We start from the raw sequence: 20,016 nt of genomic DNA on the forward strand, positions 1-20,016 counted from the left end.
CGTGAAGACTGTCCCCCGCGTGAGAGAGTCCCGCGGGCGCGAAAAGGTTCACCGACACGCGCGGATGGCTCGACTCTTGGCCGAAAACAGTCGTCGTGGCCTTCGACGGTGCGCCCGCCCTGGCCTCGGGGGATGATCACCGGTGTAGTCCGGTACGTCATCGATCCGGCCGAGACCGAGGCCTTCGAGCGGTTCGGCCGGCGCTGGATGGAGCTCGTCGACCGGCACGGCGGCACCCACCACGGGTACTTCCTGCCCGGCGAGGGCGCCGGCGACGAGGCCCTGGCCCTCTTCAGCTTCCCGAGCCTCGCCGCGTACGAGGAGTACCGGGCGCTCTTCGGTCGCCATCCCGACTTCGTCGCCGCCGACGCCATGCGCGACGAGAGCGGCTGTGTGCTGCGGAGTGCTGCGGTACTAGCGGACCTTCATGCGCCCGATGCTTCCGGACCCGCCCGGTTCGGCGACGGATGGCTAACATGTGGCCAACGGTCGGCGCGGGTCGCGGGGCGGGGGCGTGGCGGGATGCGGAGGGACGGGGCGCTCGAACTCCCGCCGTGCGCGGAGCGGTTGGTCGGCCGTGACGCGGAGGTCCGGGCGCTGACCGACGCGCTCACGGCGCCCGCCCCCACCGGACGTACGGGCGCGGCAGGCCCCACGGGCCCGCGCGGGGGCGCCGTCCTGCCCCCTCGGCCCGGCTCCGGACCGGTCACCGGGCCCGCCGGCCGGGCCCGTACCGCCGTGGTGAGCGGGGTGGCCGGGGTCGGGAAGAGCGCGCTGGCGCTGCGGGTGGCACACGCGTCGGGCGCGGAGTTCCCCGACGGGCGGGTGTACCTGCGGCTCGGCGGCGCCCGGCGGCCGCTCGCGCCCGGCCGGGCCCTGGCGGCCCTGCTGCACGGGCTCGGGGCGGGGACGGTCCCGGCCGAGGACGGCGCCGCGGCCCGGCAGTTACGGGACCGGCTCGCCGGGACGCGCACGCTGCTCGTGCTCGACGACGCCGAATCCGCCGCGCAGGTACGGCCGTTGCTGCCCGACGAGCGCGGGTGCGCGGTCGTCGTGACGAGCCGGGAGCCGCTGCCGGGGCTCATCGGGGCGGTCGGACTGCGACTCGGGCCCTTGACGGCGGCGGCAGGCGAGGAGCTGCTCGGGGTGGCCGGGGCGGAGCAACTGGCGTGCGCCTGCGGCGGGTTGCCGCTGGCGCTGCGGCTGGCCGCGGCGCGGCTCGCCGCCCGGGACGCACCGGACCCGCACGCACTCGCAGCCCAGCTCGCCGACGAGGCCGCGCACGTCGGCCGGCCCGGACGCGACGACGCCGGCCTGCACGGCCCGCTCACCGTCGCCGCCTCCGCCCTCTCCGCCGAGTCCGCGCTCGCCCTGCGGCGCATCGGCGCGCTCGCCCTGCCCTGGTACGGGGCCGGGTCCGCGGCGCGGCTGATGGGGGCCACGGACGAGCGCGCCGTGCTCGCCCTGGAGGGGCTGGCCAGGGCCGGTCTCGTCGAGCCCGCCGGGCCGGGGCGGTTCGCGCCGCACGACCTGGTCCGCGCCTTCGCGGGCGAGCCGGCCCCGGGCCGGGACGGCGAGGCCGCCGCCGACCGCGTCCTGCGCTGGTGCACGGCCCGGGCGCGGGAGGCCGCCCTCGTCCTCCTCCCGCCGGGCCCCGACCGCGACCGCCGCCTCACCGGCGTCCTCGGCGACGCCGAGCCCTTCGCCGACGCGGACGCGGCCCTCGCCTGGGCCGACGCCGAGCTGCCCGTCCTCACCGCGCTCGCCGAGGAACGGGCGGCCCGTGCGCCGGGACAGGTCCTCGCGCTGATCCGGTGCGTCGTGCCGTACCTGCAACAGCGGCTGCTGCAGACCGAGTCGGCGTGGATGTGCGAGCTCGCCGTCGGCACCGCGCAGCGGCTCGGCGACCCGGGCGCGGAGGCGCAGGCGCGGGTCGACCTCGCGACGGCCCGGCACCTGGCGGGGCGGACGGACGAGGCGCGGGTGCTCGTCGCGGAGGCGGAGGAGCTCCGGGCGGGGGATCCGAACCGGTCTGCAACATCGCACACCCCCCGCCGCATCAAAGGGGTGACCGAGCGGCACGACGACGGGGGAGACAGTGAGACGGGCTCGCGATGACGCGTTCAGGGAGTTCGCGGCAGGCCGCACGGCGCCGCTGTACCGGGCGGCCTGCCTCCTGACCAGCGGCGACACCCACTTCGCCGAGGACCTGGTGCAGGAGACCCTGAGCCGGATGTACGCCCAGTGGGGGCGCATCGGCCGGATCGAGAACCCGGCGGGCTACGCCCAGACCGTGCTGGTCCGCGCGTTCCTCGCCACCCGCCGCCGCAAGTCGTCCGGCGAGCGGCCGTACGGGGAGCTGCCGGAGGGCGCGCTCGGCGCGGCGGGGGGGCGCCGCCGGCGACCCCGATCTGCGGCTCTCGCTGCTCGCCGCGCTGGCCGCGCTGCCGCCGAAGGACCGGGCGGTGGTCGTCCTGCGCTTCTGGGAGGACCGCAGCGTCGAGGAGACGGCCAGTGCGCTCGACGTCAGCGCGTCCGCCGTCCGCACCCGCAGCAGCCGGGCGCTCGCGAAGCTGCGCGACCAGCTCGGCGGGAGCCTCGTGACCTACGCGTCGGGCTGACCACCCGCGCGCGATTCGTGAACCTCATGCCTTCAAAGGGGAGTTCCACCATGCCTGACTCGCCGTTCGAGGACGAACTCGGCGCGGCCCTCCGCCGCACGGCCGACACCTTCGAGCCCGACCGCCCCGCCCTCGTCGACGCCGGCCTCCGCCAGGGCCGCCGCCGCCTCTTCCGCCGTCGCGCCCTCGCCGTCACCGGCGCGGCCGCCGCGCTGGCCGTCGTCGGCCTCGGCACCCAGCAGCTGGCCGGGGGGCCGGGCAGGGCGCTGGAGCAGAGCTCGGTCGCGGACCGGGCGACCGCCTCTCCGTCGCCGAGGCCGGTGAAGACGTCGGAGTCGACGCTCGAACTGAAGGAGAAGGCGTCACCGAAGCCGACGTCCTCCTCGAAGGGCGAGTTCGCCGGAGCGGAGGAGTGGGACGGGCTCACCGTCGACGGCGACAAGGTGCTCGCCACGCTCAAGGGGGCGTTGCCGGAGGGCAGGACCACCAAGGAGCAGGGTTCCGACACCGGCAGTGCGTCCCTCGTCCTCGACGACGGGGACGGGGCGTCGCTGATCCGGCTGAGCCTCAGCCGCGTCGACCCGCAGGGTGCGACGGCCCGCGACCTCGTGGCGTGCCCGTCGAAGTCCCTGGTCCGCTTCGACTCCTGCCGTACGGACACCCTCGCCGACGGCTCCCGCGTGCAGCTCTTCCAGGGCTACGACTACGGCGACGAGCGGGCGAACGCCAAGAACTGGTCCGTCGCCGTCGTCACCCCGGAGGGGTACGCGATCACCGTCGGCGCGTACAACGCGGCGGAGGAGAAGCTCGGCACCGTCACCCGCCCCGAGCCCCCGCTGACCACGGCCGAGCTCAAGGGCATCGCCCTGCTGCCCGCCTGGGACGAGCTGCTGTCGGGCTCCGACCCGGCCGACCCGGAGACGCCGTCGCCCGGCGAGATGCCGGAGAAGGCGGTCGCCGAGGTGCTCGCCTCCCTGCTGCCCAAGGGGATCATCCTGGCCAACTCCGGCATGGCGCAGAGCGGTTACGCCTCCTATGTCATCGACGAGGGCGAGGGCGGCTCCCTGATCGGCGTCAACGTCCAGCCCGGCTACGTCGGCGACCACCACTCGCGGGCCGAGGCCAAGACGCAGCTCTACGCCTCTGCCGAGACCCTGCCCGACGGCACCCTCGTCCAGGAGTCGAAGGGCCCCGGCGAGAAGGGCGGCAAGGGCGTCGTCGAGTGGAAGGTCGACGTCCTCCGCCCCAACGGCGACCGGGTCGTCGTCGCCGAGTACAACGCGAGCACCCAGCACACCTCGGCGACACGCGAGACGCCGCTGCACAGCATGGCGGAGCTGCGGCAGATCGCGCTGTCGGAGAGGTGGGGGGAGCTGGGGTAGCGGCGGCGGGGAATTTCGGCCCGGCCGGCGTCTGAGGCCGCGCGGGCGAAGGTCGTGCAGACGCGGCGGAGCCGCGAACGCACCTGCCGGCCCGGGCGGGAAAAACTCCAGCCTGGCCGGCGCTTGAGGCCGCCGGGCGGAGCCCGGTGTGCGCGGCGGAGCCGCGAAGTTCTCGTGCCGGGCGGAGGGTGTCGCGTCCGAGCCGCGACAGAACGCAGCCCGGCCGGCGCTTGAGGCCGCGCGGCCGAAGGTCGTGCAGACGCGGCGGAGCCGCGAAAGGCCCCCCGCCCGCTACCTCGCTTCCGCGTAGCTCTCCACCACCGCCGTGGTGAAGGGGAAGCGGACCGGGGTGTCCCCGAACGCGATCCGCGCGGCCGTCCCCCCGGCCGCGCGGATCGCCTGCGTGACCGCGTCGGCCTCGTCGACCGGGCAGTGGACGATGACCTCGTCGTGCTGGAAGAAGACCAGCTCGGCGCGGAGCCCCCAGAGCCGCTGCCGCAGCGAGGCCATCATGAGGACGACCCACTCCGACGCGCTGCCCTGCACCACGAAGTTGCGGGTGAAGCGCCCCCGGGCGCGTATGTTCGTGGACGCGTACCCGGGCGTGAACTCGCCGTCGGGCGCGACGGGTTCGGGCCCCTGCGGCAGCCCCGCCTCCTCGTACGACTCCGCCCCCGCCGCCGGCGGACTCGTCCGCCCCAGCCACGTCCGCACGAGCCGCCCCTCCTCACCGGCCCGCGCCGCCTCGTCGACGTAGGCGACGGCCGTCGGGAAGCGCCGCCGCAGCAGCGCGAGGTTCTTCAGCCCGTCCCCGGACGTCTGCCCGTAGACCGCGCTGAGCACGGCGATCTTCGCCATGTCCCGGTCGCCGGCGAACGCCTTGTCGGAGACGGCCTGGTACAGGTCGTCCTCCCGCGCGGCGACCTCCATCAGCCCCCGGTCCCGGCTGATCGCGGCGAGCACCCGCGGCTCCATCTGCGACGCGTCGGCGACGACGAGCCGCCACCCGGGGTCCGCGACGACCGCCCGCCGCAGCACCTTCGGGATCTGCAGCGCGCCTCCGCCGTTGGTCGTCCACCGGCCGGTGACCGTCCCCCCGGACTGGTACTGCGGGCGGAAACGCCCGTCGTGCACCCAGTCCTGGAGCCAGCCCCAGCCGTGCGCCACCCAGATCCGGTAGAGCTTCTTGTGCTCGATGAGCGGCTCGACGGCCGGGTGGTCGATGCCCTCGATCTCCCAGCGGCGGGTCGAGGAGATCCGGATCCCCGCCTGGGCGAACGCCTTGACGACGTCCGCCGGTAGCTCGGGCCGGACGCGGCGGCCGAACGCTGCCGAGACGCGGTCGGTCAGCTCGGCCATCCGGCGGGGCTCGCCGCCGCCGGGGTAGCGCTCGCCGAGCAGCTCGGTGAGCACCTCGCGGTGGAGGTCGGCGCGCCAGGGAAGGCCGGCGCGGTTCATCTCGGCGGCGATCAGCGCGCCCGCGGACTCCGTCGCGGTGAGCAGGCGCATACGGTCGGGGTGCGCGGTGTCCTCGTGCCGGCGGAGCTGGTCGGCGTACACCTCCAGGAGGTGGTCGAACGGCAGCGGCGTGCGGCCCTCGGCGGTGTCCGCGCCGAAGAGGGCGGACTGCGAGCCGGGGTCCGCGGGGCGGGACGGGGGGTCCGGCGGGACGGGCAGTTTGTGCAGCCGGGCGTACGCGGCCGCGGCGGAGCGGGGTTCGCCGAGGCGGCCGGCGTGGCCGAGCAGGAGGCCCTCGGCGACCTCGATGTCGTACGCCCTCCGGACGCGGATCCCCGCGGCGAGGAGGCGGGGGTAGACCTCGGCGGTGGAGCGCCAGACCCAGCGCGTGGCGTCGGGTCGGGCGCGCACGGCCTCCACGAGGTCCGGCTCCTCGCACGGCTGCCCCTCGGGGGTGCCGGTCTCCCCGACCCGCACCACCCGTGCGCCGCCGCGCGGCGTCGGCTCCAGCAGCCATCGTCCGTCCACGCGTTCGACTATGGCATCCGGCACTGACAAACGCCTGGAGCGGCGGGCGACGAGGGGTTTCGCGGCTCCGCCGCGGGTACCGGGCTCCGCCCGGTGGCCTCAAGCGCCGGCCGGGCTGGAGTCTTGGGCCTCCCCGCGCCGGCCGGGCTGGAGTCTTGGGCCTCCCCACGCCGGCCGGGTTGGGGTCTTGGGCCTCCCCACGCCGGCCGGGCTGGATTCATTCGCGGCTCGCCGCCGCCACCCCCGCCGCGACGACCCCGCACACCCCCGCCGCCACCGCGACCGCCCCCCACGGCACCCCGACCACCGCCGGCGCGGTGATGGCCCGCAGGGCGAGGGCGAGGGTGCCGAGGTTGGCTGCGGTGACCGCGAGCCCGAGGGTCGCGCCGAGGGTGACGGAGAGGAGTGCTTCGCCGGCCAAAACGCGGCGGATCTGGGAGCGGGTGGCTCCTGCGAGGCGGAGGGCGCGGAGTTCGGGGCCGCGGACGGATTCGGCCATGACGAGGGTGTTCGCGAGGGAGATAACGGTGTAGAGGAGCGCGATGCCGAGGACGAGCCAGAAGCCGAGGCGGGTGTGGGGGGCGGAGGCGGGACGGGTGTCGGCGAGGAGGTCGGGCACGGTGCGGACCTTTCCGCCGGTCGCGGCGAGCGCGGCCGCCGCGCGGGTCGAGGACGCGTCACCCACACGGACGTCGATGCGGTCCACCGCCGCGGTGGGGACGTTCGCGCGGGTGACGTAGGCCCCGTTGTCGCCGGTGCCGAGCGCGAGGACCGCGGCGATGCGGAGCCGGACGGGGCGGCCGTCGCCGAGCCAGACGTCGACGTGGTCGCCGACGGTGTGCCGTTGCCACTCCTCGTTGACGACGATGGAGGAGTCGTCGAGATCGCGGACGTCGCCGGCGACGACCGGGAGCGCGCGCGTCGCGGCGAGCGCGGCCGGGGAGGTGACCGCGCGGGCCTCGGTGCGGACGAGCGCGGTGCCCTCCTCGCGGGTGAGGACGACGGTCGAGGCGGACGGCGAGAGGACCGCGCCGGGGACGTCGACCGGCCGCAGGTCGTCGCCGGTGACGACGAGGTGGGACGGTGCGAGCTGCTGCCGCGCCTCCGCCGCCTTCGCGTCGGCGACGGAGTCCGCCGTCCCGAGCATCGATCCGGCCAGCGCGACCGTCACGAGGACGGGCGCGGCGACGGCGGAGGTGCGGCGGACGGCGGCCGCGGTGTTCTCGCGGACCAGCGTGCCGACCGCGCCCGGCAGCCGGAGCAGCCGGGTCAGGGGCCGGACGAGCAGCGGGGTGAGCAGCGCGGCGCCGGTGATCAGCAGCATCGGCCGGGTGGTGTACGTCTTGCGCTTGAGCAGCTCGTCGGGGTCGGTGGCCAGCGTGTACGCGATGAGCGCGGCCGCGCCCAGGAGCAGGGCGGTCCCGACGACCAGCCGTGCGACGGGCAGCACGCCCCGGTCTAGGGACGCCTCGCGCATCGCCTCGGCCGCCCCGGTGCGCCCCGCCCGCCGGGCCGCCGCGTAGGAGGCGAGGAGGGAGACCGACAGGCCGGTCCAGAAGGCGAGGTGGTAAGGCCAGGTGTGTGCGCCGGTGATCGCGAACCACCGCGGCGCGATCCCGCCGTCGACGAGCAGCCGCGCCAACTCCGGTGCGCCCAGGGCCCCGAGGCCGCATCCGGCCGCCGCGGCGAGCGCGCCGACGACGGCCGCCTCCGCCGTCACCGTCCGCCGCACCTGACCCGCCGTCGCCCCGGCCAGCCGCAGCAGCGCGAACTCCCGTCGCCGCAGGGCGACGGCGAACGCGAACGTGGAGGCCACGACGAACGCGGCGACGAACGCGGTCACCCCGCCGGCCGTCCCGAGCGTGGCCTGCACGGCGAGTACGGCCTCGCCGTCGCCGCCGGTCCCGTACGGCAGCCGCTCGACGGACGACCCGGCGGCCCGGTGCGCGGCGGCCAGCGCGTCGCGGTCGTGCGCTTTGACCCCCGCGCCCGGCGTACTGCGGTCGCCCGGCCCTCCGGGCCCGCCACCGTCGTGCTCTGTGCCGTCGGCCGGGCCCGCCACGCCGTCCCGCCCGGCCTTCCCGGCCGTCGAAACTCTGTCCACAGGCTGTGGATGGGCGAGCGGCCGCGTCACGTACGCCGCCCCCGGCCCCCGCTCGACACGGACCTGCAGAGTGTCCCGCAGGGCGGTCGCCGGGGCCGGACCATCGGCGGTCGCGGCGAGTCCGAGTCCCGTCGCGGCGACGAGGCCGACACCGAGGGACAGGGCGACGAACGAGCCGGCCAGTGTCACCCAGCGGGTGCGCAGCCCGGCCCACACCAGGGTCAGGAGGCTCGGCACGCCGTCCGCCCCCCGTCCGCGGTCCGCTCGGCGGTCGACGCGATCCGGCCGTCGACCAGCGTGACGACGCGGTCGGCGTACGCGGCCGCGTCGGGGTCGTGGGTGACCATGACGATCGTCCGGCCGTCGCGGTCGACCAGGTCCCGCAGCATGCGCATGACCTGACGGCTCGTCACTCGGTCCAGCGCGCCGGTCGGTTCGTCCCCGAACAGCACCGCGGGTCGCGCGATCAGCGCGCGGGCGATCGCCACCCGCTGCTGCTGCCCGCCGGACAGCTCGGACGGGCGATGCCCGGCCCGCCCCTCGAGCCCCACCCGTGCCAGGGCCTCCCGCACCTCGGCCCGGCTCACCCGGCGACCGGCGAGCCGCACCGGGAGCGCCACGTTCTGCGCGGCGGTGAGCGACGGCAGCAGGTTGAACGACTGGAACACGAACCCGATCCGCTCCCGCCGCAGCAACGTCAGCCGGCGCTCGCTCAGTCCCGTCAGCTCCGTCCCGTCGATCCGCACGCTCCCCGACGTCGGCCGGTCCAGGCCCGCCGCACAGCTGAGCAAAGTTGACTTCCCCGAGCCGGAGGGGCCCGTCACGGCGGTGAAGGTCCCCGCCGGGACGATGAGGTCGACGCCGTCGAGCGCGCGGACGTTTCCGTGGACGCGGTGCAGCGCGGTGAGCCGGACGGCGGCGGTGTCCGTGACGAGTGCGCTTGTGTGCGGTGCTGTTGGGGTCATGCCGCAACCCTGGCCTCGCGCGGTGCCGTGATCACGACCACCTGCGGGCGTCTCGAAGGTAGTGCCTGCCCTACCCTCGAAGGCGTACGCCCCCCCCGCCGCCTGCCCTCGGACGCCCCGCCCATGACCTCCACGCCCCGCCCCCGCTCCCCGAAGGAGACCGTCGACGCCGCGTTCGCCGCGGCGCTGTACGCGGAGGGGGACGCCGCGCTCGACGCGGGTGCGTCGCTGCTCGCGGCGGACGCGGCGGTGGACGCGGAACTCGCGCGCCGCGGAAGGGAGTTCGTGCGGGACGCCTGGACGCGCGGATGGCAGCCCGCCGACGTCGTACGGCTCGTGGCCCGGGACCTCGACGGGCCGCACGTACGGGTCGCCGCCGAGCTGATCCGCGAGGAGACGGCCCGGTACGACCGGCTGCCGCCGCGCTGGGCCGGTCAGCTGCAGCTAGTCGACCTTGACCACGGGACGCCGTACCGCGCCGACCGGTTCTCGTACGCGAGCGTCGTGCTCGCCGTGCTCCGGCTCCTCGTGCGGCTGCCGCGCGTCGAGGCGGTGGGACCGGCCCCCGGGGACGCGCTGATCGACGTGCCGCACCACGCCGACCCGCGCATGCTGACCCGCATCCGCGCGCTGCTCGCGAAGGCGGAGGCGACCGACTACCCGGAGGAGGCCGAGGCGCTGTCGGCCAAGGCGCAGGAGCTCATGGCCCGGCACACCGTCGACGCGGCCCGCCTGGACGCGACAAGGCCGACCGGCGAGACGCCCGCCGCGATCCGGGTCGGCGTCGAGCCGCCGTACGAGGACGCCAAGGCGATCCTGCTCGCCGCGGTCGCGGAGGCGAACCACTGCCGGGCGGTGTGGAACGGGGCGTACGGGTTCTCCACCGTCGTCGGCTTCGAAGGCGACCTGGAGGCGGTGGAACTCCTCCACACCTCGCTCCTGGTCCAGGCGACCACCGCGATGGCCCGCGGCGAGGCGGCCCAGCGGCGCGGCGGCCGCAAGCGGACCAAGACCTTCCGCCAGTCCTTCCTGCTCGCCTACGCCACCCGCATCGGCACCCGCCTGCACGACACCGCCGCCCGCACCACCGAGGAGGCCGCCGCCGACGCGCCCTCCCTGCTGCCCGCCCTCGCCGCCCGGGACGTCGCCGTCACCACCAGCGCGGACCGCATGTTCCCCCGCACCACCACCTCCCGTGTCCGCGGCGCCTACGACGAGGCCGGCTGGACCGACGGCACCACCGCGGCGGACCGCGCGCACCTGCGCTGACCGGAAAGGGCACCGGCGCCCCTCCCGTACAACCTTCCTCCCCCCTGGGATGTCTCCCCCTGCGCCTCTGCTCACAAGATCCTCCGGGACCGGCCCCGTCCGGCCCCGTGCACCTGCAGGAGACGCATGATCACGCGCAGGACCTTCCGCCCGCTGCGGCTCGCTCTCGCGACGGCCACCGCGGCGTCCCTCACGGCCGCGGTGCCGCTGGTCGTCGCGCAGCCGGCGGCGGCCGCACCCGCGAAGTACGGCGACGACTTCAACGGCGACGGATACCGCGACTACGCCCAGACCTCCGAACAGGGAGGCGCCGGCTTCCTCGTGACCTACGGGACCGCGGCCGGTCCCGGCACCGTCTCGAAGAAGTTCACGCAGGCCAGTGCGGGTGTTCCCGGGACAGCCGGGGACGCCGGCGGCTACTCGGACCTCTTCGGCGAGGACCTGGCCGCCGCCGACTTCGACCGGGACGGCTACGGCGACCTCGCGGTCGGCGACCGCAGCGAGAAGGTGGGCGGCAAGGTCTCGGCCGGAGCGGTCACCATCATGTGGGGCGGGAAGTCCGGCCTCGGCGCCAAGGCCACCCGGCTCGCCTCCCAGCCCGTCACCCGCTACGGATTCGGTGCGGACGTCGAGACCGGTGACTTCGACGGCGACGGCCGGACGGACCTGGCGGTCGCGGACGGCTCGCACACCGTCCACATCTTCCGGGGCGGCTTCTCCCAGGCCGGGAAGACCGGCAAGGTCACCGAGCACCGCCGCCCCGTGAGCGCGAGCGGCATGGAGAACGCCGGGCTGGTCGCGGGCAAGGTCACCAAGGACAAGGCCACCGACCTGTACGTCCTCGCGACGGGGTACCGCAACGGCAAGGAGACCCAGAACGCCTGGTTCCTGCGCGGCGGCAGCACCGTGAAGATCAGCGGCGCGGACGTCACCGTCAACAGCTCGACCCCCGGCTACGGCGCTCCGGGCGTCGTCGCCGACTTCGACAAGGACGGCTACGGCGACCTCGCGGTCGGCGACAGCCGCTACAACGGCAGTGCCGGCTCGGTCGTCGTCGTCCGCGGCGGAGCCTCCGGCCCCTCGACCAAGTACCGCCTCACGCAGTCCACTTCGGGCATCGTCACGGCCGCCTCCAAGAACGACTGGTTCGGCGGCTCGCTCTCCGCCGGCGACACCGACCGCGACGGCTACCCGGACCTCGCGGTCGGCGTGTGGCAGGAGAAGGTCGGTTCGGCGGAGGGGGCGGGCGGCGTCCACGTCCTGCGCGGCGGCGCGAAGGGCCTCAGCGGGACCGGATCGAAGTGGTTCACCCGCGCCACCACCGGCGTGCCGGAGAGCCCCACCGAGCACGAGATGTTCGGTGTGTACCTCCGGCTCCGCGACATCGACCGGGACGGCGACGCGGACCTCCTGGTCGGCGACAGGCGCTACGGCGAGGAGAAGACGAGCCTCCTCTTCCCGGGCGGCCCCTCCGGCGTCAGCACCGGCGTGAAGGTGATCGGCCTGTGGCCGTCGTTCCCCCAGTGAGGTAGGGGGCGCTCCGCCGGCGTGCCGGGCGGCCCCGGTACCCAGAAGGCCGGTCCGGTCAGGACCGGCCGCCACGGCGCGTCGCGACGCCGGGGCGACGGCACTCCGGCGTGGTCCGGCCCGGTGCGCGGACGCGCCGGCCTTGCCGCCGTGGACGCTCAGCCCTCGCACGCACACGCGCGCGGGGGCCGGGCTCCGCAGGTCAGGGCCGTCGCGCACCGCATCCGCCGCCCGTTGTCAGTGCCCGGTGGCATGATCCGCGCATGAACGCGGATGACGGTGAGAAGCGTGCCCTGGTCGCCTTCCTCGCGGCGCAGCGGGCCAGTGTGGTGGCGATCGTGGACGGGCTCGACGACAGCGCCCTGACCACGTCCGTCGTGCCGTCCGGCTGGACGCCGCTCGGTCTGGTGGAGCACCTGGGGTGGGTGGAGCGGGCGTGGTTCCAGGAGGTGGTGGGCGGGGAGGCCGAGCCGCACCCGTGGGCCGGCGACCACGACCCGCTGACCACGCCCCGGCCGCGCGAGGCGGTCCTCGCGTTCTACGAGGAGCAGTGCCGCCACTCCGACGCGGTCATCGCCCGCACGCCCCTGTCCGCCCCGACCAAGGTCCCCCGCCCCGAACCCCTCGGCGACGACCTCGCCGACCTGCGCGGCGTCATCCTCCACCTCATAGAGGAGACCGCGCGCCACGCCGGCCACCTGGACATCGCCCGCGAACTCCTCGAAGGCCGCACCGGTCTGGGCCCCCGCTGAACCCTGCGCGGCCTGAGGACGACCCCCCTAGGCTCGCCCCATGTCCACGACACGGCACGCCACCGCACGGGTCCTCTGCGTCGACGCCGCCGACCGCGTCCTGCTGATGCGCTGGCGGGACCCGGTCGGGGGGAAGCTGATCTGGGAGCCGCCGGGGGGCGGGGTGGAGGCGGGGGAGTCGCTGCTGGTCGCGGCGCGGCGGGAGCTGGTCGAGGAGACGGGGCTGGATCCGGGCGGGGTGATCGACCGCTGGGCGCCGGTGCAGCGGGACATGTGGTGGAACGGTCTGCACTACACCGGGACCGAGCACTACTGCGCCGCGCGGTTCGACCGCGAGCAACCGCCGCTCGGACAGGACGGGTTGCAGCCCGACGAGCTGGCGAGCCTCGACGCGACGGCGTGGGTGCCGTGGGACGAGGTGCGCGCGCTGGCCGACCCCGTCGAGCCGCCGCAACTCCTCGCCGTACTGGCCGCGTTGCTCCCGGACGGGCCGTGGGCGGTCGGCGGGCACGCGGCGGGGGCGGGCGCGCCGGACGAAGGCGAGGGCGCGCCGGACAGAGGCGAGGGCGCGCCGGACAGAGGCGAGGGCGCGCCGGACAGAGGCGAGGGCGCGCCGGACAGAGGCGAGGGCGCGCCGGACGCGGGGGCGGGCGCGGCGGTCGACTGACCCCTCGCCCGACCCCGCGCCGGCCCCGCACTCACCTGCGCCAGAACAGGTGGTGCACCACCCCGCTCGGACTCGGCACCTTCTCCAGGTGGAACCGGTCGAGCAGCTCCTCCGGTGCGTCCCACAACCGCAGCCCGCTGCCGAACTTCACCGGCGCGACGGTGACGTGCAGCGTGTCGACCAGATCCGCGTCGAGGAACTGGCGCACGGTGCGGACGCCCCCGCCGAGCCGCACGTCCTTGCCCTGCGCGGCCTCCCGGGCCCGGGCGAGGACCTCGGCGGGTGAGCCGTCGACGAAGTGGAACGTGGTGTCGGAGAGGGTGAACGACGGCCGCGGGTGGTGGGTGAGGACGAACACCGGTGTGTGGAAGGGCGGTTCGTCGCCCCACCAGCCCTGCCACGTGTGGTCCTCCCACGGGCCCCGCTGCGGCCCGAACTTGTTCCGGCCCATGATCTCCGCGCCGATGCCGTGCGAGAAGTCGCGCGTGAAGTAGTCGTCGAGCCCGCGGCTGCCGCCGCCGTCCGTCCGCCCCGGCCAGCCGGCCGTCTCCGTCGCCCACCGCATCAGCCGCATCGGGTCGACGTGCCCGAACGGCTGCTGCAGCGTCTGGTCCTCACCGGCGCCGATCCCGTCCTCGGAAACCCCGAAGTTCTGCACCCGCAGCAACTGTCCCATCGCTCCTCCTCGTGTCGTGACGTAGTCAAGACCGGAGCGGTGTGCGGAACTCATCGGCGCGCCGACACCTCAGGAGTACTGCGACAGGCAGAACTCGTGGCCCTCGGGATCCTCCATCACGACCACGACCCCCTCGCCGGGGTACTCGTGCCGCTCGCCGGTCGGCCGCCCGCCGAGGGCGACGACCTGGGCGATGCCCGCGTCGATGTCGTCGACCAGGACGTCCAGGTGCAGCCGCACCTTGCCCCGCTTCGGCTCGGGGACCGGCTGGAAGACGAGCCGGGGCTGCGGGTCGCCGACGCTGCCGAGGTAGACCCAGCCCGGCATGGACGGGCCGCGCTCTCGATCGAGGAGCGCGCCCCCAGAAGGTCGCCATCCGCTCGACGTCGAGGCAGTCGACGGTCACACCGTTCCAGCGGTTCGCCATGAGCGCAGTCTGGCAGGGCCGCGTGCGCTGGTCGCGGGGATCGCGATCTTGCTCGCGCCGGCGGGGCGGTACGTCCCGGTTCGTCCGTGTGGGGCTGCGTACCCTGGGCGCATGAGCTGGCCCGCCTCGCTGTCGCAGACCGCTCGGTCCGGGCTGCGGGTCGAGCGGCAGCGGCTGCAGCCGCTGGTGGCGGTCAGGGGCGCGGCGGGACTCGCGATCGTGATCGGGCTGATGCTGTGGCTGTCGGGGCCGGCGGTCGCGGCGAGCTCGGCGTTCGGCGCGTTCTACGCCGCGATCGCGACGTTCCAGCGCAGCTGGCGCCCGCGCCCCGTCCTCGCGTTCACCGCCGGGGTGACGCTCGCGGTGTCGACGTTCCTCGGCTACGTCGCCGCCGTCCATCTCGTCGTGTTCATGGTGCTGCTCGCCGTCTGGACGTTCCTCGCCGGGCTGGCGTGGGCGGCGGGGCCCACGTTCGGGATCATCGCGTCGGGCAACGTCTCGATCATGCTGGTGACGATCACCCTGCCCACCTCGACGGCCGACGCCGCCCGCCACGCGGCGACGATCGCGTTCGGCGGTCTGGTGCAGGCGACCCTCGCCAAGCTGTTCCCGGTCCGGCGGTGGGGCGCGCAGCGCGACGCGCTCGCCGACGCGCTGGCCGCGGAGGCGGACTACGCGCGCAGGCTGCGGCACGACCCGGTCGCGCCGTTCGACCCGGTCCCGCTCATGACCGCCCGGCACGCGGCCACCCTCACCCCCGCCCAGGCCCGTCGCCGCCCCGCCGCCCTCCGGGGCGCCCGCGGCCTCGCCGAACGCATCCGCCCGGTCCTCGCCTCCCTCGCCGACCCCGCCCTGGGCGCCCCGGCCGAGGGACCGGCGCGCGACCACGTGCGCGAGCTGCTCTCCCACGCCGGCCGGGTCCTGGACGCGGCCGCCCGGGCGGTCCGGCACGGGAAACCGGCGGAGGTGCCCGACTGGCCCGGGGCCGGCGGGGACACCGCCGACGGGGCCGGGCCGAGCGCGCTCACCGGGGCCGCCCTGCGTGCCGAGACCCGGCTGCACGCCCTCCTCCACGACATCGCCGAGGCCACCGGCGACCCCGGCCACCGCCCGTCGCCTCCCGCCCGCCCCCACCGGGCCGCGGCGGACGCGACGGCCTCACCCGTAAAGGCTCCCGCTCCGGCTCCCGCGACGCTTGCGCGGCCGACGACGTTGGGGGTGATCCCCGTCGCGCTGCGCGCGATGCGGGGGGAGCTGCGCGCGGGGTCGGCGGTGCTGCGGCACGCGGTCCGGGTGACGGCGGTGACCGTCGTCGGGTACCTCGCCGCGTCCGCGCTGCCGCTCGGGCACCCGTACTGGGCGCCGATGACCGCCGTCATGATCATGCGGTTGGACTTCACGCAGACGTACGCGCGCTCGGTGGCCCGGTTCGGCGGGACGCTGGTGGGGGTCGCCGTCGCCTCCGTGGTGGTCCAGTTCGCCCACCCGGGCACGGTGGTCTGCGCCGCGCTCGCGATCCTGTGCGCGGGGCTGATGTACACCCTGCTGCGGACCGGCTACGCCGTCACGTCGGCGTGCGTCACCGGGTACACCGTCTTCCTCCTTGAGATGGGCGGCGACGACCTCACCCAGACCGCCGCCGAACGCGTCGGCCTCACCCTGCTCGGCGGGCTGCTCGCGATGGCCTCCTACGCGCTGTTCCCCGCCTGGGAGACGCCCCGGCTGCGGGACCGGCTCGCCGACTGGCTGGCCGCCGGCGGCCGGTACGCCGGCGCCGTCCTCGACCACTACGCCGACCCGCGCTCCACCGCCGATGTCCGGCAGTCGCTGCTCGACCTGCGCGACGCCCGCGTCGCCTGGCAGGAGGCCGTCGAGACCGCCCGGCACGAGCCGGTGCGCCACCGCGGCCTGTCCCGGACGGCGACGGCCGACGCCGAGGACGCGCTCGCGGAGTTCGGGCGGGCCGCGATGCTGATGGAGGCGCACCTCCCGCAGCGTTCCGCCACGCCCGCGCCCGCCGCCGCGGCCACCGCCGACGCGGTGCGGGCGGTCACGGTGAGCGCCGCGGCCGCGGTCCGCGAGCGGCGGGCGCCGGACTGGATGCCCTTGCGCCGGGCGCTCTCGGCGTGGGACGCGGCGGACGGGGACGGGCGGCCCGACGCCGAGGACCCGGCGGAGGGCGCACCTGCCGGGGAGTCCTCCTCGGAGACGACCTGGCACGAGACCCGCAGCCACATGGTCCGCCTCGGGGTCGGGCTGCTGCTCAACGCCCTGGACGAGCTGTCCGACGCCCTGCGGCCGACCAGTGTGTCCTCCCGGGTGCGGCCGCCGGACGGATGACCTGCGGTCTCCGGCCGTCGGCGGCTGGTTACCGGTCTCCGGCCCCAGGTCTCCGTCCACTGGTCGAGCTCGACTACTCCCCAGGGCCGCGCAGGTCGATCATGCAGAACACCTTGTCGTACCGCCGCTCGCCGACCGCGACGAAGTCCGGCAGCCGCCCGTACTCGCGGAACCCCAGCGACCGGTAGAGGCTCAGCGCCCCCTCGTTGTCGCCGCGCGCGTCCAGGGTGAGGACCTCGATCCCCGCCGCCCGCGCGTCCGCGACCAGCGCGGTGACCAGCGCCCGGCCGATCCCCCGGCCCTGCGCGGCGGCCCCCACGGCCACCTTCTCCAGGTCCGCGTGCGGCCGGTGCGTCGGCCGGGCGTACCGGGACCAGTAGCCGAGACCGACCAGTCGGCCGTCGGCGTACGCCGCCCGCAGCGCCGCGTCCCCCGCCCGCACGCCGGCCGCGACCTCGGCGAGCAGTGCGGCGACCTCGTCCCGGCCGGGCGGCTCGACCCACCCGAGCGCCGCACCGCCGGCCACCAGGTCCGCCAGGATCCCGTGCGCCGAGTCCGCGAACGCGGCGTCGAGCGCCGGGTCGGAGCGGATCGCGCGGAGGTCGAGGACCGTGGGGGAGTCGGGGGCGGGGCGGGTCATGATCACCAGCCTAGCCAGCCGACCGGCGGGGTCAGCCGCCCGGCCGCGTCGAGACGGAGATGCGGGACGTACGTATGAAGCGCTGGGCGGTCGGTCGTCCGCGGCACCGCTGACCGCTCCGCCGTCGCTGTAACCGCCGGACCACTCCGCGTGCACGTGCATCTGCTCATGCAGCCGCACGTGAACGTGGTTATGATCCAAGGAAGTTGAGATCGGTGGCATCTGCACTCACGGGGAGCGCCAAATGGACCACGCATACAACGGAATGGCCGCCACGAGCCTGCGGGGGGTGGTCTGGCAGAAGAGCAGACACAGCAACTCCCAGGGGAACTGCGTGGAGTTCGCGAAGCTGCCCGGTGGCCGCGTGGCCATGCGCAACTCGAACTTCCCCGAAGGGCCGGCGCTGGTCTACACGCCGGCCGAGATAGAGGCGATGCTCGCCGGTGTGAAGGACGGCGAGTTCGACCACCTGGTTGCCTGACTCCCGCACCGTCACCCGCCGCAGGCGCACCGACACCCTGGGGCACGACGCGTGCCTCCCCGTGCGAACAGAAGCGAAAAACGACCACCAGATGTGGTCATGTTTCCGTGCGGATGATGTGATGTTCCGATCACCCCTGCGCGGCCGCCGGGACGCGGCCCCGGGGTGACACCCGCAAACGAACAGTGCCGCCTCCCGGGGGGGAGGCTTTTCACGAGCCTTGGAGTGCTGATGCACACGAGTCATTCCCGCCTGCGCCGGAACGGTCGGCAGCGCGGGGCGGCGGTCGTCGCCGCGATCACCTTGACGGCGACCGGCTGGACGGGCGTCGCCTCGGCGGCCGAGAACCCCGCACCCGAGGGCGGCGCGGCCTGTACGCCGACCGCCGGCTTCGACAGCTGCCGCGTCTACGACGCCACGGGTGCCGCCCAGAAGTTCGAGGTGCCCGCGGGCGTCGAGGACCTGGACGTCCGGGGCTGGGGCGGCGGCGGTCAGGGCTGGATCATGTCCTCGGGCGGCGCCGGCGCGTTCGTCGCGGGCACGTTGGACGTCACGCCCGGCCAGGAGCTGTCCGTGCGCGTGGGCGGCTACGGCGTCATCGGCCACGGCTACGGCGACGCGCGGGGCGGCAAGGGCGCCGGAGCCCACGGCACCACCGGCGGCTCCAGCACCGGCGTGCGCACCGCCGACGGCACCCCGCTCCTGATCGCCGGCGGCGGCGGTGCCGGCAACACCTCCATCGGCGAGCGCGGCCAGGGCGGCGCCGCGGGCGGAGCGCGGGCCGCGGACGGCGTGGACGAGGAGAACGGGGCCTGGGGCGGCAAGGGCGCCTCCGGTGACAAGGGGGGCCAGGGCGGAGCGGGCGACGTCGCCGGTTCCCCTGGCGCGGACCACGCCGACGGCGGCAAGGGCGGCGACGGCGCCGACGGTGCCGGCGGCGGTGGCGGCGGTTATGCGGGCGGCGGCGGTGGTGCCGCGGCCAAGGGCGGTACGGCCGGCAGCGGTGGCGGCGGCAGCGGCGGCGGGGGCACCAGCTGGACGGACCCGGACAAGGTGACCGGCGCGCGCGTCGTCGTCGGTGACGGCGACACCTCGCCGGCGAAGGACGACCCGTTCTGGGTGGACAACTTCTCCGACACCCCCGACACCGTGGGCATCGCGGGCGGCGGCACCAACGGCAACGGCGGCCCGGGCCGGGTCGTCCTCCAGTGGAAGTCGGCCGCACCCGTCACCGAGCTGGCCAAGGTGTCCGGCGACGGCCAGATCTCCCGGAACCTCACCCCGATGGCCGTCGTCGCGCGGGACAAGGACGGCAAGCCCGTGCCGGGCGTCTCGGTCACGTTCACGCTCCGGGACACCGGCGACACCGGCACCACCTTCCGCGTTCCCTACGAGAAGCCGACCGCGACCGTCGTGACCGACGCCGGCGGCCGCGCCGAGACCCCGGACTTCGCGACCGGATCCCGGGACGGCAAGATCACCGTCCTCGCCGAGGTCGGCGACGTCACCACCGTCTTCGACGCCGAGGTCGGCGTGCTGTCCGCCCAGCTGGAGGCCGTCGCCGGTGACGAGCAGAAGGTCGCCCCGGGCGGCACGTTCGACCCGCTGCGGGTCAAGGTGACCGCCGACGGCAAGCCCGCCGCCGGCGCCGCGATCGAGTTCAGCGTCGAGGACGAGAGCCCGGGCACCCCGCGGTTCGGGGAGAAGGGCGTCGGGGTCACGGCGAAGACCGACGACCAGGGCGTCGCCGAGGTGACCAACCTCGTCGCGGGCCGGGCGACGGGCACCTACACGGTCGTCGCCGCGCTCGGCGACGCCACCACCCGCTTCACCCTGGAGGTCGAGGACGGCTCCACCACCGGGGGGACGGACGGCGGCAACGGGTCCGACGGAGGGCCCGACGGCTCCACCGGCGGCGGCTCCGGCAGCGACGGCGGCGCGGACTCCGGCGGTGCCGACGCCGGCTCCGAGGCGGGAACGGCCGGTCCGACGGGGGGCTCCGGCTCCACCGACGGCGGCCTCGCCCTCACCGGTGCGGGCGGCATCGGCATCGCCCTCGGCGGCGGCCTCCTCCTCGCGGTGGCCGGCTTCGCCCTCCACCGCCTCGCCCCGAGGCTGAGGGCCCGCCAGAGCTGACCGCACACGGCCGAAGGCCCGCCGGGAGCTCCCGGCGGGCCGT

General features: G+C 75.6%; 14 protein-coding genes and 2 pseudogenes. 10 read left to right on the forward strand and 6 right to left on the reverse strand.

Going from position 1 to position 20,016, the window contains the following annotated elements:
- The first annotated feature begins 132 nt into the window (after positions 1–132).
- The 3 genes and pseudogenes from ACFWEG_RS05980 (at position 133) to ACFWEG_RS05990 (ending at position 4,003) form a co-directional block, all read left to right on the forward strand.
- Positions 133–2,118, forward strand: a complete 1,986-nt coding sequence (locus ACFWEG_RS05980; RefSeq protein ID WP_387209667.1) for an NIPSNAP family protein — start codon at positions 133–135, stop codon at positions 2,116–2,118.
- Positions 2,099–2,621, forward strand: a pseudogene (locus tag ACFWEG_RS05985) (SigE family RNA polymerase sigma factor). Before ACFWEG_RS05980 ends, ACFWEG_RS05985 begins: the two are co-directional and overlap by 20 nt.
- 50 nt (positions 2,622–2,671) lie before the next feature.
- Complete coding sequence (locus tag ACFWEG_RS05990; RefSeq protein ID WP_387209669.1) at positions 2,672–4,003, forward strand: hypothetical protein; 1,332 nt, start codon at positions 2,672–2,674, stop codon at positions 4,001–4,003.
- A gap of 291 nt (positions 4,004–4,294) precedes the next feature.
- Here ACFWEG_RS05990 and ACFWEG_RS05995 read toward each other — a convergent pair whose 3' ends face one another.
- The 3 genes from ACFWEG_RS05995 to ACFWEG_RS06005 form a co-directional block, all read right to left on the reverse strand.
- Entirely contained in the window at positions 4,295–5,989 is a 1,695-nt protein-coding gene (locus ACFWEG_RS05995) for a bifunctional 3'-5' exonuclease/DNA polymerase (RefSeq protein ID WP_387209671.1), read from the reverse strand.
- 217 nt (positions 5,990–6,206) lie between these two features.
- Positions 6,207–8,330, reverse strand: coding sequence for an FtsX-like permease family protein (locus ACFWEG_RS06000; RefSeq protein WP_387209673.1), 2,124 nt, complete (start codon positions 8,328–8,330; stop codon positions 6,207–6,209).
- Positions 8,315–9,058 (reverse strand): ABC transporter ATP-binding protein, encoded by a 744-nt coding sequence (locus ACFWEG_RS06005; protein WP_387209675.1) that lies wholly within the window; start codon positions 9,056–9,058, stop codon positions 8,315–8,317. The genes ACFWEG_RS06000 and ACFWEG_RS06005 overlap by 16 nt, the downstream gene beginning before the upstream one ends.
- 123 nt (positions 9,059–9,181) lie before the next feature.
- On the opposite strand from ACFWEG_RS06005, the gene ACFWEG_RS06010 reads away from it, so the two are divergent.
- From ACFWEG_RS06010 to ACFWEG_RS06025, 4 genes are all read left to right on the forward strand, one after another.
- Positions 9,182–10,327 carry a DUF2786 domain-containing protein gene (locus ACFWEG_RS06010; RefSeq protein ID WP_387209677.1) on the forward strand — a complete coding sequence of 382 codons (1,146 nt, stop codon included), beginning with the start codon at positions 9,182–9,184 and terminating at the stop codon, positions 10,325–10,327.
- Positions 10,328–10,453: 126 nt separating this feature from the next.
- Positions 10,454–11,854 (forward strand): FG-GAP and VCBS repeat-containing protein, encoded by a 1,401-nt coding sequence (locus ACFWEG_RS06015; RefSeq protein ID WP_387209679.1) that lies wholly within the window; start codon positions 10,454–10,456, stop codon positions 11,852–11,854.
- 263 nt (positions 11,855–12,117) lie between these two features.
- Positions 12,118–12,606 (forward strand): DinB family protein, encoded by a 489-nt coding sequence (locus tag ACFWEG_RS06020; protein ID WP_387209681.1) that lies wholly within the window; start codon positions 12,118–12,120, stop codon positions 12,604–12,606.
- Positions 12,607–12,646: 40 nt separating this feature from the next.
- The gene (locus ACFWEG_RS06025; RefSeq protein WP_387209683.1) at positions 12,647–13,273 is read left to right on the forward strand and encodes an NUDIX domain-containing protein; all 627 of its coding nucleotides are present in this window, start codon (positions 12,647–12,649) and stop codon (positions 13,271–13,273) included.
- Positions 13,274–13,304: 31 nt separating this feature from the next.
- On the opposite strand, the gene ACFWEG_RS06030 is transcribed toward ACFWEG_RS06025, so the two are convergent.
- Together ACFWEG_RS06030 and ACFWEG_RS06035 are read right to left on the reverse strand one after the other, a co-directional pair.
- Positions 13,305–13,949: a dihydrofolate reductase family protein gene (locus ACFWEG_RS06030; RefSeq protein ID WP_387209685.1), complete on the reverse strand. Its 645-nt coding sequence runs from the start codon at positions 13,947–13,949 to the stop codon at positions 13,305–13,307.
- A 69-nt stretch (positions 13,950–14,018) separates the two neighbouring features.
- Positions 14,019–14,376, reverse strand: a pseudogene (locus ACFWEG_RS06035) (VOC family protein).
- 111 nt (positions 14,377–14,487) lie between these two features.
- On the opposite strand from ACFWEG_RS06035, the gene ACFWEG_RS06040 reads away from it, so the two are divergent.
- Positions 14,488–16,716: an FUSC family protein gene (locus ACFWEG_RS06040; RefSeq protein WP_387209687.1), complete on the forward strand. Its 2,229-nt coding sequence runs from the start codon at positions 14,488–14,490 to the stop codon at positions 16,714–16,716.
- A 73-nt stretch (positions 16,717–16,789) separates the two neighbouring features.
- On the opposite strand, the gene ACFWEG_RS06045 is transcribed toward ACFWEG_RS06040, so the two are convergent.
- Positions 16,790–17,356 (reverse strand): GNAT family N-acetyltransferase, encoded by a 567-nt coding sequence (locus tag ACFWEG_RS06045; RefSeq protein WP_387209689.1) that lies wholly within the window; start codon positions 17,354–17,356, stop codon positions 16,790–16,792.
- Between the two features lie 244 nt (positions 17,357–17,600).
- On the opposite strand from ACFWEG_RS06045, the gene ACFWEG_RS06050 reads away from it, so the two are divergent.
- Together ACFWEG_RS06050 and ACFWEG_RS06055 are read left to right on the forward strand one after the other, a co-directional pair.
- The gene (locus ACFWEG_RS06050) at positions 17,601–17,837 is read left to right on the forward strand and encodes a DUF397 domain-containing protein (protein ID WP_387209691.1); all 237 of its coding nucleotides are present in this window, start codon (positions 17,601–17,603) and stop codon (positions 17,835–17,837) included.
- A 231-nt stretch (positions 17,838–18,068) separates the two neighbouring features.
- Positions 18,069–19,973 carry a hypothetical protein gene (locus ACFWEG_RS06055; RefSeq protein WP_387209693.1) on the forward strand — a complete coding sequence of 635 codons (1,905 nt, stop codon included), beginning with the start codon at positions 18,069–18,071 and terminating at the stop codon, positions 19,971–19,973.
- Positions 19,974–20,016: the final 43 nt, after the last annotated feature.

The organism is Streptomyces sp. NPDC060194, assembly GCF_042728285.1.
GTDB lineage: Bacteria > Actinomycetota > Actinomycetes > Streptomycetales > Streptomycetaceae > Streptomyces.